Source organism: Neobacillus sp. DZ-9 (genome assembly GCF_059587065.1).
In genome coordinates, this window is sequence record NZ_JCAIOL010000004.1 from 181,685 (window position 1) to 195,625 (window position 13,941).

Below are 13,941 nucleotides of genomic sequence, written 5' to 3' on the forward strand. Positions count from 1 at the left end.
CAAGCGCATAAAAAAGGGCTGCAGATAGTCTGCAGCCTTTCTCCATTTGATATGTTAAAGCACTGTTCTAAAGGAGTGCCTAATGACATCGCCTCGGCTAATGATTCCAACTAATACTCCGTTCCGCTCAACAGGTAGTTTTTTTATTTGTTTTTTTCCTAAAATGGAAGCGATCGTTTCTATGTCTTCATCCCAGGACACTTTGTAAAGCTTTCTTTTTGCAATGCTCATTACATTTAATTCTAGCAGCTTTCGGATTTTTTGCTCAAAATCTTCATGATCTCCATTGATAACGGAAACGAATTGGAGGGAATCAATGAATCGATACTGATGCTTGCCGATATACCGCATGATATCCCCATCACTAATATAGCCCACAATTTCATTTCTTTCGTTGACTACGGGTAGTCCACTGATACGATTTTCAATGAATTTTTCGATTACGTAACGAACTGTGTCCGTTTCCTTTACTTTTATAACGGGGTTGATCATTATCTCATAATCTTGCATCATTCTCCATCCTAAACATTAAGATTTGTTCATTTATCTCAAGTTTATTGTGGTTCCTTATAAAATCCTTTTTTAAGTAATTCAATCTCCAACAAAAAGGTTTTCATAACATCATTAATCTGTAGCTCCTTCGCAAAAGCATGGACCAGATTTTGAAACGACACAGCCATCATCATTTTGAAGATGTGGTAAATTTCTTCCTCATTCGATACGTTTAAATTTCCGGGGTTTATATTGGAAATGATTTCAAAAAATCTGCTTTTTCTTTTTTCCTCATACATATTCTGGGTAAATGCTTTTTCGACTTTATAATTCATATTTAAAAAGGCATTTTTAAAATATTGCCGATTTTCTGGTTCCTCAAACATAATGAGAATGCCCTTAAACCAATCAACTATGGTTGCAAATATATCTCCATTGTTCATTTTCATGATGGCAATCAACCGCTCGAAATTCCGTTGGGAATGCTCATGCAGTAAAAAGTAGAATATATCATCTAAACCGTCAAAATATTGATAAAAGCTTCCCCTAGGGATAGCGGCATCCTTGATAATATTCGAAATCGACGCTTCATATAAAGGAACCCTCGAAAACTCCTTCTTAGCAGCATCTATTAATGATTTTTGTTTTTCTTTTGATAAATTAAAAAAGGTTTGCTTAGGCATCTATTAACTCCTTTTATCATATGATAAGGTGTCATAAAATATTTATATTTATGATAATTTACCTATATGCGTATGTCAATATTCCATATGACGGAGTGTCATATTATTTATTGACGCATAAGGATCCACGCTTTATAATTTATTCCTGAAAGTGCTGTGCCCTATACATGGGCAAAAGAAGGGAGTGCGTGATAGGAAGACAAAAAAATGAAATGGGGATCACTAAACCGGACTTTTTAAAATAATCATCCATCTAGGGAGGAAAATGAATGAGCACTAAAAAATTGCTATTATTGAACATAATTATTCTGCTTATATTAGTGGGTGGTGGTGTTGGAGGATATGCCTACTATAATGGAGCAGTAAATTATTTATCGACGGATAATGCCCAAATAGCAGGGCAACAAGTAACGATTGCGGCTCCGGCCAATGGAAAATTGACTGATTGGAAAGGCAATCTCGGTGATCATTTTTCAAAGGATTCTAAAGTTGGGACCATCACAACAACAGATGAAAATGGAAAACCGATAGACATGAACGTGACGATGCCAACTGATGGAACGATTGTTCAAAGTAGTGGAGTCCAAGATTCATTTGTGGCTGCAGGAACGCCATTAGCGAAAGAATATGATTTTAATAATCTTTGGGTTACAGCAAATATTGAGGAAACCAAAATTGATGAAGTGACAATCGGGCAGGATGTCGATATCTATGTGGATGCTTTTCCAAATAACACGTTAAAAGGAAAAGTACAGCAAATCGGTTTAGCGACGGCTGGAACATTTTCTCTGTTACCAAGTTCGAATAATACAGGGAACTACACCAAAGTGACTCAAGTGATTCCGGTAAAAATTTCTATTGATGATAATAAAGGTGTAGCCATCGTTCCCGGTATGAACGTAACAGTACGGATTCATAAGTAGGTGATAACATGTTAATTTATATCACTGTTTATGTTGTCTTAGGCCTTTTGCTGCTGCTTTTAATAAATTTTAATATCATCAATAAAAAGAAGTCGCGTAGAGCACAAACAGAAAAGATGAATGAAGAGGTAATTGAGAAGGTTCATTCTGAGATAAAGGATGAGGAGATTAAGCAAAGTTTACCTCTGAATGAAAACCAGGACATAAAGGCTGAAGAGATTACCTTGCAGGAAGTGCTGAAAGAGTCTGAAGAAATGGAAGCAGAATTGGAATCTGCACAGGAGGATGTTCAGCCGAAAGAAAGCATGAAAAAGCAGAAAGAACCATCTGCTTCCGATGCTGAAAAGGAATCAGGAAACGGAAAAATTCTTGTGGCTTTAATGCTTGGTGCGTTTGTTGCCATTCTTAATCAAACACTACTGAATGTGGCGATTCCGCATATTATGAATGATTTGGGGATTTCAGCCAATACCGTACAATGGCTCTCCACAGGATATATGTTAGTAAACGGAATTGCGATTCCTATAACGGCCTTTTTAATAGAGAAGTTTGGAACAAGAAAACTGTTCATTAGCGCCATTTTCTTATTTACATTGGGTTCGGTAGTTTGTTCAGTGTCAGCAAACTTTAGTATGCTTATGATTGGAAGGGTCATTCAGGCTTGCGGTGCAGGTATTATTATGCCCCTGTTAATGACTGTATTTTTTGCATTATTCCCTCCGGAAAAACGCGGCAAGGCTATGGGGATTATGGGGATTGTCATGATATTCGCTCCTGCGATCGGTCCAACATTATCCGGGTGGCTCATTGGCCATTTTTCATGGCGGTTATTGTTTGATATTGTTATCCCAATCGGTGTACTTGATTTAATTCTTAGCTTCATGTGGATGAAGGACGTTACTAAAGTAACAAATCCTAAATTCGATTTCCCAGGATTTTTATTTTCAACCCTAGGTTTTGGGTTCTTGTTATACGGATTCAGTGAAGCAGGTAATGATGGCTGGTCCAGCCAAACAGTGGTTATCTCCTTAATCATAGGAATAATTTCTTTAATCTGTTTTGTTTGGCGCGAATTGACGGCAGAAAAGCCAATGCTTGATTTACGGGTCTTTAAATATGATATTTTCGCCTTAACAACCGTTATCAGTATGATTGTTAACATGGCTATGTTTGGCGCCATGATCTTACTTCCGATTTATTTGCAAAACATTCGAGGGTATACAGCATTACAATCAGGTCTGTTGATGCTTCCAGGTGCCATCGTGATGGGCATAATGTCCCCTATCTCAGGAGCTCTTTTTGATAAAATCGGGGCAAGATGGCTAGCTGTTACTGGATTAGCGATTACAGTACTTACCACATGGGGATTTACCAGTCTAAGTATGACAACCAGTTATGGACATATTCTGTTTTTATACGTGATGCGGATGTTTGGAATGTCTTTTATCATGATGACCGTCATGACAGAAGGATTGAATCAGTTACCACGCCATCTTGGCGCTCATGGGACGGCTGCCTCCAATACAGCCAGGCAGGTAGCAGGAAGTATAGGGACCGCCTTCCTAGTTACAGTCATGACGACAAGACAAGGATTCCATTATAGTGGGTATGGGGATGCAATCTCAAGTTCCAATTCATTTATAGCCAGCGGTTTATCCCAGCTTGGTCAAGGTCTGTCCGCTTTAACGAGCCTGCCGGCTGCTGCCGGAAAAGAGCTTTCCACCTATTTAATTTACGGTCAAACCATGCAACAAGCTACGATAGAAGGGATTAATGATGCCTTTATTGTTGCAACCGGTATCGCATTTGTAGCATTAGTTCTATCGTTCTTTATCAAACGGTCCCGGGTAAATCAACAATAAAAAGTAGTAAGTTAAATGGGGTTATGCGGCATAATAATGTAGGGCTATCGTCTTTGAAAGAAGGGGTAGAAATGGTTAGTTTAGGACTCTTGATTATTCGAGTGGCTGTGGGAATGACGTTCGTGGGGCATGGATGCCAAAAATTATTCGGCTGGTTTGGCGGTCCTGGGGTGGTCAAGTTTGGTGAATATTTAGGATCGATTGGAATCAAGGCAGGCGGCAAGACATGGGCGATTTTAGCAGGATTATTCGAATTGGCTGGCGGACTGCTGTTTTCAGCGGGACTGCTCACCTGGCTAGGTGCAATCCTTATCATTATCGTAATGATTGATGCCATCTTCACCGTCCATGGCAAGAATGGCTTTTGGCTGACTGAAGGCGGTTATGAATATAACTTTATTTTGATCGCTGTAGTCCTTGGGGTGGCGCTCATTGGACCGGGTGATTATGTATTAATTTATAAGCCATAAATGGTGTGCAACTTTTCCCAAGCCGAAATGGCCTTCATCACATGATGAAGGCCATTTAAACCTTTAGAGATTAACCACATATTCATCCACAGTTTGAAAAGGATAATACCGGAATTTTAACTTTACATCTTTTGGCATTTCAAAAGAGAGCGTCCCGTTAATGCTTTCTCCTGCAGCTAAATCTCCTGATGGTAGCGTGGTATCAATATCAATCATGATGATTGGCTGTGGATAAAGCTTTCCTTTACTATCGACCACATCAAAAAATTGCGGACCGTAACGCACCGGTTCTTTTCCTGTGTTCTTAAGTTGAACCGTTACAATAATAAACTCACTTCCCAGTCTTGGTTTCTCTTTTTCATTTCCCTCCGATTTTTCCACCTTTGTCACAGTCAGAGTAGAGCCGGATATTTCAAACTCCTCCCCCACCGCATGAGGTTTATGCTCTACTATTTCAGGTGCTGTCTGAGCATTAGGCACATTGTTAGAAACCGGCTGGGATGGTTTTGTCTTTTTGTCTTCAGCAGCTGACTCCGTAGTGGAGGTCTTTTCTCCGGGGTTATAAACAACCATTACTACCAATAGGATCACGGCTAATGCAACTAAGAGAGCTTTCCTGCCAGTAAACTTTTTCCAAGGCCTTACTTTTTCTACATTAGTAACATTAGCACCCTTTAATAACTCATCACTTTCAACAAAAACAAACTGCTCCTTCGCAGGTTGGCTTGAAAAAGATGAAGTGGACTCTGCCTTTTCCTTTTTCCTTTTTATGAACAAAGCACCATTCAAATTTTCTTCTAGTTCTTTTTTCATCATATTCACAATTAAGATGACAAATAGAAAACCAAAAATGGGGCCAAAGATGATCCAGGGTGCTTGAATAAAGTCATAAAGATTTTGTCCAATTAAGCCAGCCCACTCATTAGAAAGAGAGGCAGGTTTTGGTGGGTCATCATACCCAAAAATTCCCCCAACCGTTTGGCCGCCAAGGAAATATCCGAATATCCCAAGATGCATCGTCAACTGCAAAGTACTTAATAGCTGCTGGATGGTAAATAGGATTCCATAAGATTTGAAATAGGGCATCAAATGTCTTTTTATAATATGAAACTTATTAGCCCCCATTAGGTACGAGCTCCTTATAAAGGAAGTCTTAGTCAATTCATCTGTCAGTTCGGATGCAAAAATCGTTACCGACGGAAAACCCAAAAACACAAGCATCAAAATCTGATAAGCAATAACAGAAGAAACCGGTTTTTCAAACATCCCGTGCACCGGCAGCATGACCACAATTCCTAATAATACAGTGGGTATGTATCGAAAAATGATGAAGAAATCTTTAAAGTATTTTTTTAATAATGGAGCATAAAGAGATAGAAATACCCCCATTAACCCTCCAAACAAAACTCTTAAAAAGGCAACCACCATTGCGGTGATTAGGGTATATTTCGCGCCATACAATAATAAAAGATGCATATCCGCTCCGTTTCGGTCCGTTCCTATAATATGTTCCAAAGAAGGTGGAAACGGTGCCCTGCCAGTCACCTTAGACTTTTCATCCATAATTATAGTCTGCTTATTAAAGTCCTCCGGTCCGTAAAGGGGATAGAAATAACTTGCCAGAAAAAGAAGGACAAGGATGGCGGCGCCGATGGTTGTTTTTTTATATGTCCTCATAAACTAGCACTCTCCTTCCCTTTATAAAACCTCGACACCAAGTAGCCAGTTGCTTCAATCAACAGCAGAGGTAGGGTAAACAGCAGCAGGCAAATAACAAGCATTAAGATTTCTCCGGTTCCAAGGGCAATCACAAAATTTTTCGTAAATCCTTGAATGTTAAGCATAAACTCTAAAAGATAAATAGTAGATAGAATGATCCAAATACTAGTTCTTAGCTGAATAATATAAAGCGGAAAAATATTGCGAAGCATATGAACCATTAATATTCTAAACTGGCTGAGCCCCTTGGCTTTTCCATATAGAACATAATCCCGTAACGCTTCTTCTTCTAAAACCTTAATAAAAAATTGGATTAGAAACAGGGTTGGGAGAAATGAAACGGTAATGATCGGTATTACATAAGGCTTATGACCAAAGTTACCGTACAACTGTAAAAACTTAAGTCCAGTCGTTTTATATAGTGTAATAACAAAAAACTGAAATAGAAAAAGGATAAGCAGGTCCGGAACAGCTTCAAAAAAATTGATAACTCTCTTAAAGAGGTTTCCTAGTTTTTTAGGAGCCATTTGTACCAAAATAGCCGCAGCCATACCAACGAAGACGACCACCAATAGAGAACTGAAGACAATCGTCATCGAATAAAGATAGCTTTCAGCCAGATTCAATTGTTCATATAAACGTATGAAACTGTGGCTGCCTAATTGGGTTATCTTTTGAAAATTGGCTTCGACATATTTCCAAAAGGGCTGAAAGGTAATGGTGAGTGTATCCCCTATGCCGACTAAAGATGGTAAAGCAAACACAAAGAGGATTCCTGCTACCATAAGAAAAATTCTTAAAGGAATTTCTAATAATTTATACATGCTGTCACCTCGGTTCAAAAATGTTAATGTTCCTAACCTAATTAGACGTAACAACCCTGTTTTTTTATTCAGATTTTTCCAAAAAAGTTTAAAAAAACAATAAATTTACAGTTTTACCAAGAGGTCAGCAAAACGGTTGAGGCCTATGAAGAGGAAATATTAATGGGAATTTCAGAGGAAGAACTGAAAACGGCCATTCGCATGATAGATGATATTCGAAGAAATATAATTCAATCAGGAGATGGAGAAGGTGGAACAAGCAAGAACTAGATTGTGGGCGAAGGATTTTATGGTGACCGGCACCGAAGGATAAGGAAAAAGAGCCCGCCCCTATGCATCAAGGGGGCGGGACTCCGTTTCTCAGCAACTCGCTCTAATATGAATTTGCAACAAACCTACATTGGTCTGTCATTGTTTTGATGGGAGATATATTTTTGGGGTATCGCATCATTATACGGCATTTTGCTATGTCCGTAGCTGCGATGAATCATCATATACAGTAAACCAGCAGCGACAACTACGATTCCCGAAACGACCACGATATAGTTATCATACCAAGCTGCATCTGGCGTTCTTGGCCAGCACATGTTGATCATTGCAATTATTCCATAGATAAGAGCACCAATATTGATAGGCAGTCCCCACTTGCCCAATTGGTACTTGCCACTTGGCTTCCATCCTTTTAATCTAGCTCGGAGTGCAGCAAGGACAACCATTTGGAATCCAATATAAATTCCAAGCGACGCAAAACTGATGATCTTTGTGAGTGCGTCTGTAGATACTTTTGAGCCAAGAACAATAATAGCTGGAACAATAGCTGCAAGAAGCAGCGAATAAGGTGGAATGTGACGAGCAGGTGAAAACTTTTTTAAGTATCGGCTTCCTACAATCATGTCATCACGCCCATAAGAATAGGCAAGTCTGCTGGCGGCCGCCTGTAAACTTATTGCACATGAAAGGAAAGAAATCAATACAATACCCATTACGATCTTTGCACCAACATTACCAAATGCATTAGTTAATATCGTATCAACTGGCGTAACGTCTTTACCAGCGATAACTGCCGGAATATCAGCAATGGAAAGTACTAAAGCAAGGCTAACAAAAACTGCGGCAGCACCACCAATGTAAATCGTCCTGCGCATTGCCTTTGGGATCAGAGCACCTGGATTGGGTACTTCTTCCGCAACATCACCACAAGCTTCGAACCCAAAATATAGAAAAATTCCGATTAGTCCTGCTCCAGCAAATGCATAAAAATAGCTATGGCCGCCTTGGGCACCAAAAGAATCAAAGAGCACATTAATACTGTGATGCCTTTGAGTAAATAGCAGCCAAAAACCAACTGCAAGCGCGCCAATAATCTCAGCAGTAAAACCAATTATTGCTGCAGCTGCGAGAACCTTTGTGCCCAGGAAATTGATGATTGTCGATAGTGCAAGAATGACGATTGCACAAAGAATGGTTGAGTCCACTGATACTTCGAAACCCAAAACCTCTGCCAGAAAAGGTCCAGCTCCATATACAACACTGGCAATCGTAACAAACAAAGCTATTAAGTAAACCCAGCCAGTCATCCACGCATACTTTCGCCCCCATAATCTACGGGCCCAAGGATAAACTCCTCCTGCAACAGGGAATTGTGCAACAATCTCACTAAAGACAAGTGCGACTAGTAATTGTCCGAGACCACAGATGATAAGACTCCAAATCATTGGTGGGCCGCCTTGAGCAAGTGCGTATGCAAATAATGTGTACACACCTACTACAGGAGAAAGATAGGTGAACCCAAGCGAAAAGTTTGCCCATGGACTCATGTCTCGACGAAATTCAGATTCATATCCAAGCGATGCCAGATGGGCAGCATCACTATCATGAAGTTCTGATGCAGATAGGTCCATTTTTTTGTTAGGATGTTCTTGCATGTTTTTAAGCCCCCTTAAAATAGAAAATAGTTACATTTTCTTACATGCAAATATCGTGCCGGTATATAGAATAATAGAAATATTCTGAAAGAATAAATGGAAACTTCACTATTAATCTTCAACTATGTAATAACTTTGCGATGGGGGAAATAAGGGAATAGAGATAGGGGAAAAAATGCTTTTTATTCTTTTCTGCATAAGTTATTCATCACTTCATAAGAACCCTGCTCTTTTTTCATTGGAATTCTAAGAAATGAGTATTCAAATAAAAAACCTCATTTAAATGGTATACGGTGAACCGTTCTCGTGTCTCTATCGATGTTATACTATTTAAAAGGGGTGATTGCTTTGGAATTAAACGATGTTATCTTCGGGCACAGGTCTATACGAGAATATGAAAATAGGGAAGTAAGTCAAGAACTGTTGGATCAAATCTTAGATGCAGGCATCCGTGCCTCTTCTAGCGGAAATATGCAGACGTATTCGATTATCGTCACAAAAGACAAAGAGCTAAAGGAAAAATTGTACTCCGCACATATGGAGCAATCGATGGTAGTGGATGCACCTATTCTATTAACATTTTGTGTTGATTTTAATAGAATGAGAAAATGGCTTGCGCTTAATGATGCACCAGTGCATTTCGATAACTTCATGAGCTTTATGATTGGTGCCATTGATGCCACATTGGCCGCACAGAACTGTGCTTTAGCAGCAGAGAATGCCGGGCTGGGCATTTGCTATATGGGATCAACGCTTGCAAATTGCGATCAAATTGGCGAACTGCTAAACTTGCCGCCCAATGTCGTGCCCGTTGTGGGTTATTCATTAGGGCACCCCGCGGAAAACCCAGCTCCGCGCGATCGTTTGCCTAGGCATGGACTTGTTCACTATGAACAATATAACGATTATTCAGATGAAGACATTCTCGAAATCTACAAAGATAGAAATGAAAAGGGTTGGGACCGGTACATGGCCAATCCTAGGCTTAAGGAAATGACCGAACGACTGGGATTGAAAAACCTCGCCCAAATCTACACCATTGCCAAGTACACGAAGGAATCTCACCTCGAGTATTCACAAACAGTGCTGAAATACTTGGAAAGGCAGAATTTTATGGATAATGAGTGAAGTATCCCAACTTGGATAAAGGGAAAAAGCCTTAAAGAAGGGATTCCTCTAATAAAAATATTAAAAATAGACCATTTTCATGATGAGCGGATCCAGTAATAAAGTCTGGAAAACTGTTACATGAAAATGGACAAAAAAAGGATAGATAGAGCATTTATTCTGCTCCACTATCCTTTTTATTAGTGACTTAAAAGTGAAGGTCACTTCTTAATAAATATTAAACTCCCATTTTCCCCTGAATGACAACCTGCTCCTGCGTCTGCTTTTGCTTCTTATTTACAAGATAGATACTGGTCACGATCAGTACAATTCCTAAGAATAAGAGTTTCGTAAAGGGTTCATTTAATAATACAGTCCCGATGATAACTGCGAGCATTGGAACTAAGAATGTAAATGTTGCCACAACACTCGCATCCCCTGTTTTCACAAGTATGACGTAGAGAATCCAAGAGAGCGCAATCCCTAAAATTGAACCAAATGAAAGCCCCCATAAATAAGTATCATTCCAAACAATACTAGTCCATTTTTCAGACGAAAGTCCAGCTATCATCAAAACAGATCCGCCAATTAAACACTGGATTGCAACCATCCAAAGTGAGTCAACCGAGTGAGAATTTTTTTTGGTGTAAACTGTACCAAATGCCCAGGAAAGCGCGGATAATATACCGAAAATAATACCTAAAATGGAAACATGGCCGGAAAATCCTTCTGCGCTTACAGAAATAACTCCAAGAAACCCGAGAACAAGTCCCAATACTTTAGTTAGTGTCATCGATTCACCTAACCATAGCCATGCAAACAGACCTACTAAAATAGGTTGAAAATAGACAATGACGGAGAATAACCCTGATGGTACTAATTTTAGCCCCTCGGTTTGAAGCCCATAGAACAAAGCAATATTTAATGTTCCGGTTACGACATAAATTTTCCAATTCTTTCGCCATTGGATACGGGCACGTGTTTTCCAAATGACCGCACCTAAGAGCACGCCGCCAAATAAACACCTCATCCCGGCAAAAAGCAAAGGAGGTGTATATACTAAAGCAAGTTTATAAATCGGCCAAGAAATACCCCAAATCATAATTAAGCCTGCCATCATTAAAAACCATTTTAATTTCATCAGATCTCTTCTCCCTCAGTTTACTTGAACTAACTGACTGGCTCATAGATCTTAGATATATAGAGCCTATCTTCTATTTTTCAATAAAAACTAACTTTAATAGAATACGCCCCTATGTAAAATATTTCAATAAAGAAATCTTGGATAACAGCGGTTCAAGTTCCTGTTTCTCGTAGCGAACAGTGACAATCACTGTTCGCCATGGATTTGCAGGATTGGAAATGGTTTATTCCTCCTGGCAAAAGTTCATTTTATAAACCTGAGAAAGATATCGCCTTCACACAAAAAAGGGCATAAAAATGTTTTGCCACATACACTCGGGACATATAGAGTTGCTGTGACTAAATATATTTAGGTAACCAATTGATTTTTCAGACATTCCCATATTTCCTTATAAATTTATATACCGAATCGGCAAATGTTTTTTTCTGTTCTTTGAGATAGGTAATAAGCGCTTCTCTGTCTTGAAGCGATACGTCCCAGTCCTTGGGAATTTCCATGATCACTTCTTTGATTGACTCTTCCGGCAAAGCCAAGATTTGTTCAATATATGAAGAGACGATCGTTACATCTTCCTGCATCCCCGCTGTCCAAATATGAACGATCGAATCTCTCTTAAATCCTTTATGCTTTTGCAGCGTTGCCTCATTCCATTTGTATCCCCCCGAAAAACATTTTCCGTGATCGATCATATGAATATTATATTTGCCTCCCGGAAGCTGCTCTAAAAGAATGTTACTTTTTGTGCGATCACGGTTATGCACCCAATGGTCGAAGACGAAAATTCCGGCTAATGCCTCGTGATCGTTGATTTCATTTTTAGTCGGATGAGGAGGTTTCTTAGATAGGCCGATGCAATTATCTATAAATAGACTGGCAAACTGGCTGCCTGGTTTGTAATCGGAAGAATACTTTTTCGGTATAAACTGAATCTGCTCCTTTGACATTTGGACAATTTCAAATGATACGACAGGTAAAGAAAGAAGCTGCCCTAATCTGGCGACGACGAATTCGTTGACTAGCTCCCTTGTTCCGTGGAAATTGTTTTTACATTTTACCGCATAACGATTTCCGTCATTAAATAAAAATAAATGTGCAGCGCTTCCAGATAGAGTCTCCAAATATTTTACAGGTTTTAAAGACGTCATGGTTCCACCATACTCCTATTACTAGAATGTTACTTTACTATATTCAAAAGAAATGGAAGAGTATTGGACAAAAGGGATTTTTTAGGCCCTTTTCTGGCAATTTGAGCATGGTTCTTTTTCTTAGCTAGTGCAGGAGAAGGAACAGTGACTTGTCTGCAAAATGAAATACTAAGAAGTTAGAAGGGTAGCTAAATTCTTTCCAATTTTAGAAAAATATTATCAATATTGCTAAAGTGGTAAGTTGATAATTACTATGTTTTGCAGTGCACTTTGGCAAAAATGAAAATATATAAAGAATTGTAATATTAAAACTGTTGATTTTATAAGGTTTACAGGATTGGCATAACTTTTGCATATAAAGATTTGTATACAACTAAAAGGAAGAATTAAAAACGGTAGCATTTCAGAGTACTAAAATTAGGAGGCGTAATAATAATGAACTATTCATCAAAACTAGTAAAAGTAAATAAAGATCCAGGGCATGGCTCACACATCTCCCCTGTTTATATGACTTCAACATTTGTTTTTGATAATGCAGAAGTAGGAGCACAACGCTTTGCAGGAGAAGATCCAGGATTTATGTATTCACGCCTGGGAAATCCAAATGTAAGAGAACTGGAAGAGAAGGTAGCGGCATTGGAATTTGGTGAAGGTTGTTTGGCTTTCTCATCTGGAATGGCTGCCATAACTGGCTGTCTTTTGGGTGTTTTACAGGCCGGAGATCACGTTGTTGCACACACAGCGTTGTATGGGGCAACGCACGCATTTCTAACTCAAACGGTAAAGAAATTTGGAATTGATGTAACATTTGTACCGTTTAAGACAGGGGAAGAGCTTGAACCACACATTATAGATAGAACGAAAGTGGTCTACTTTGAAACCCCCTCCAATCCTACGCTTTCCTTAGTGGATATGAAGAGTGTAGCGGCGATCGCAAAGCAAAAGGATATCTTGACTGTTGTTGATAATACGTTTTTGTCCCCATATTTACAAAATCCTTTGCTATGCGGCATTGATATTGTCATCCACAGTGCAACAAAATATTTGTCGGGTCATGGATATCTTATTGGCGGACTAGTGATTTCCAGCAAGGATATTATTGATCCGATGAGAAAAGAAGTGCAGAAGACTATGGGAGCAAATTTGTCCCCTATGGATGCCTGGCTTCTCTGTCAAGGGATACGTACATTGCACATTCGTATGGATCGTTCACAAGAAAATGCACAAATTTTGGCTGAACGCTTGGAAAAACATAAGGCTATAGAGAAGGTTTATTTTCCAGGACTAGCAAGTTTTGAAGATAAAAATATCATGGAGAAACAAATGAAAGGTCCTGGAGCAATGATTTCTTTTGTCTTGAAGGGAGGATACGAAACAGGCGTTAAACTTATGAATTCAGTAAAACTGAGTACTTTAGCAGTTTCCTTAGGGGATGTAGGTACATTAATTCAACATCCAGCTTCGATGACACATGCGATAATCCCTAAAGAAGAAAGAGAAAAAGCAGGTCTCTATGATGGACTCGTTCGTTTTTCGGTTGGAATTGAAGATGTAGAAGATATATGGAAGGATCTCGAAATGGCATTAGATTAACTGTGCGGCCTCTGGGGTACCGGTCGGGCGGGGGGAATCAAGCCGGGGATAGGT

At 39.2% G+C, this 13,941-nt stretch carries 12 protein-coding genes; 5 read left to right on the top strand and 7 right to left on the bottom strand.

Going from position 1 to position 13,941, the window contains the following annotated elements; translation table 11 throughout:
* Positions 1–54: 54 nt before the first annotated feature.
* Together AC59HZ_RS12765 and AC59HZ_RS12770 are read right to left on the bottom strand one after the other, a co-directional pair.
* Complete coding sequence (locus AC59HZ_RS12765) at positions 55–510, bottom strand: CBS domain-containing protein (RefSeq protein WP_496546584.1); 456 nt, start codon at positions 508–510, stop codon at positions 55–57.
* A 44-nt stretch (positions 511–554) separates the two neighbouring features.
* Entirely contained in the window at positions 555–1,175 is a 621-nt protein-coding gene (locus AC59HZ_RS12770) for a TetR/AcrR family transcriptional regulator (RefSeq protein ID WP_496546199.1), read from the bottom strand.
* A gap of 269 nt (positions 1,176–1,444) precedes the next feature.
* Here AC59HZ_RS12770 and AC59HZ_RS12775 point away from each other — a divergent pair, with 269 nt between their 5' ends.
* From AC59HZ_RS12775 to AC59HZ_RS12785, 3 genes are all read left to right on the top strand, one after another.
* On the top strand, positions 1,445–2,098 hold the full coding sequence (locus tag AC59HZ_RS12775; protein ID WP_496546200.1) for an HlyD family secretion protein: 654 nt from the start codon (positions 1,445–1,447) through the stop codon (positions 2,096–2,098).
* 8 nt (positions 2,099–2,106) lie between these two features.
* Positions 2,107–3,960 carry a DHA2 family efflux MFS transporter permease subunit gene (locus tag AC59HZ_RS12780; RefSeq protein WP_496546201.1) on the top strand — a complete coding sequence of 618 codons (1,854 nt, stop codon included), beginning with the start codon at positions 2,107–2,109 and terminating at the stop codon, positions 3,958–3,960.
* Positions 3,961–4,031: 71 nt separating this feature from the next.
* Positions 4,032–4,430 (top strand): DoxX family protein, encoded by a 399-nt coding sequence (locus tag AC59HZ_RS12785; protein WP_496546202.1) that lies wholly within the window; start codon positions 4,032–4,034, stop codon positions 4,428–4,430.
* Positions 4,431–4,493: 63 nt separating this feature from the next.
* On the opposite strand, the gene AC59HZ_RS12790 is transcribed toward AC59HZ_RS12785, so the two are convergent.
* The 3 genes from AC59HZ_RS12790 to AC59HZ_RS12800 form a co-directional block, all read right to left on the bottom strand.
* Positions 4,494–6,107 (bottom strand): DUF4352 domain-containing protein, encoded by a 1,614-nt coding sequence (locus AC59HZ_RS12790; RefSeq protein WP_496546203.1) that lies wholly within the window; start codon positions 6,105–6,107, stop codon positions 4,494–4,496.
* Complete coding sequence (locus AC59HZ_RS12795) at positions 6,104–6,973, bottom strand: ABC transporter permease subunit (protein ID WP_496546204.1); 870 nt, start codon at positions 6,971–6,973, stop codon at positions 6,104–6,106. The genes AC59HZ_RS12790 and AC59HZ_RS12795 overlap by 4 nt, the downstream gene beginning before the upstream one ends.
* Positions 6,974–7,368: 395 nt before the next feature.
* Positions 7,369–8,898: an APC family permease gene (locus AC59HZ_RS12800; RefSeq protein ID WP_496546205.1), complete on the bottom strand. Its 1,530-nt coding sequence runs from the start codon at positions 8,896–8,898 to the stop codon at positions 7,369–7,371.
* Positions 8,899–9,237: 339 nt separating this feature from the next.
* Between AC59HZ_RS12800 and AC59HZ_RS12805 the strand changes: the two genes are divergently transcribed.
* Positions 9,238–10,026 (top strand): nitroreductase family protein, encoded by a 789-nt coding sequence (locus AC59HZ_RS12805; protein ID WP_496546585.1) that lies wholly within the window; start codon positions 9,238–9,240, stop codon positions 10,024–10,026.
* Between the two features lie 217 nt (positions 10,027–10,243).
* On the opposite strand, the gene AC59HZ_RS12810 is transcribed toward AC59HZ_RS12805, so the two are convergent.
* Together AC59HZ_RS12810 and AC59HZ_RS12815 are read right to left on the bottom strand one after the other, a co-directional pair.
* Positions 10,244–11,146, bottom strand: coding sequence for a DMT family transporter (locus AC59HZ_RS12810; protein WP_496546206.1), 903 nt, complete (start codon positions 11,144–11,146; stop codon positions 10,244–10,246).
* A 371-nt stretch (positions 11,147–11,517) separates the two neighbouring features.
* Positions 11,518–12,294 carry a HipA family kinase gene (locus AC59HZ_RS12815; protein WP_496546207.1) on the bottom strand — a complete coding sequence of 259 codons (777 nt, stop codon included), beginning with the start codon at positions 12,292–12,294 and terminating at the stop codon, positions 11,518–11,520.
* Between the two features lie 435 nt (positions 12,295–12,729).
* Here AC59HZ_RS12815 and AC59HZ_RS12820 point away from each other — a divergent pair, with 435 nt between their 5' ends.
* The gene (locus tag AC59HZ_RS12820) at positions 12,730–13,887 is read left to right on the top strand and encodes a trans-sulfuration enzyme family protein (protein WP_496546208.1); all 1,158 of its coding nucleotides are present in this window, start codon (positions 12,730–12,732) and stop codon (positions 13,885–13,887) included.
* The last annotated feature ends 54 nt before the right edge of the window (positions 13,888–13,941 follow it).

Excerpts from the sequence above, each read along its gene's own strand:
- AC59HZ_RS12765 (WP_496546584.1), bottom strand. The coding sequence starts at position 510 with ATGCAAGATTATGAGATAATGATCAACCCCGTTATAAAAGTAAAGGAA.
- AC59HZ_RS12770 (WP_496546199.1), bottom strand. The coding sequence starts at position 1,175 with ATGCCTAAGCAAACCTTTTTTAATTTATCAAAAGAAAAACAAAAATCA.
- AC59HZ_RS12775 (WP_496546200.1), top strand. The coding sequence starts at position 1,445 with ATGAGCACTAAAAAATTGCTATTATTGAACATAATTATTCTGCTTATA.
- AC59HZ_RS12780 (WP_496546201.1), top strand. The coding sequence starts at position 2,107 with ATGTTAATTTATATCACTGTTTATGTTGTCTTAGGCCTTTTGCTGCTG.
- AC59HZ_RS12785 (WP_496546202.1), top strand. The coding sequence starts at position 4,032 with ATGGTTAGTTTAGGACTCTTGATTATTCGAGTGGCTGTGGGAATGACG.
- AC59HZ_RS12790 (WP_496546203.1), bottom strand. The coding sequence starts at position 6,107 with ATGAGGACATATAAAAAAACAACCATCGGCGCCGCCATCCTTGTCCTT.
- AC59HZ_RS12795 (WP_496546204.1), bottom strand. The coding sequence starts at position 6,973 with ATGTATAAATTATTAGAAATTCCTTTAAGAATTTTTCTTATGGTAGCA.
- AC59HZ_RS12800 (WP_496546205.1), bottom strand. The coding sequence starts at position 8,898 with ATGCAAGAACATCCTAACAAAAAAATGGACCTATCTGCATCAGAACTT.
- AC59HZ_RS12810 (WP_496546206.1), bottom strand. The coding sequence starts at position 11,146 with ATGAAATTAAAATGGTTTTTAATGATGGCAGGCTTAATTATGATTTGG.
- AC59HZ_RS12815 (WP_496546207.1), bottom strand. The coding sequence starts at position 12,294 with ATGACGTCTTTAAAACCTGTAAAATATTTGGAGACTCTATCTGGAAGC.
- AC59HZ_RS12820 (WP_496546208.1), top strand. The coding sequence starts at position 12,730 with ATGAACTATTCATCAAAACTAGTAAAAGTAAATAAAGATCCAGGGCAT.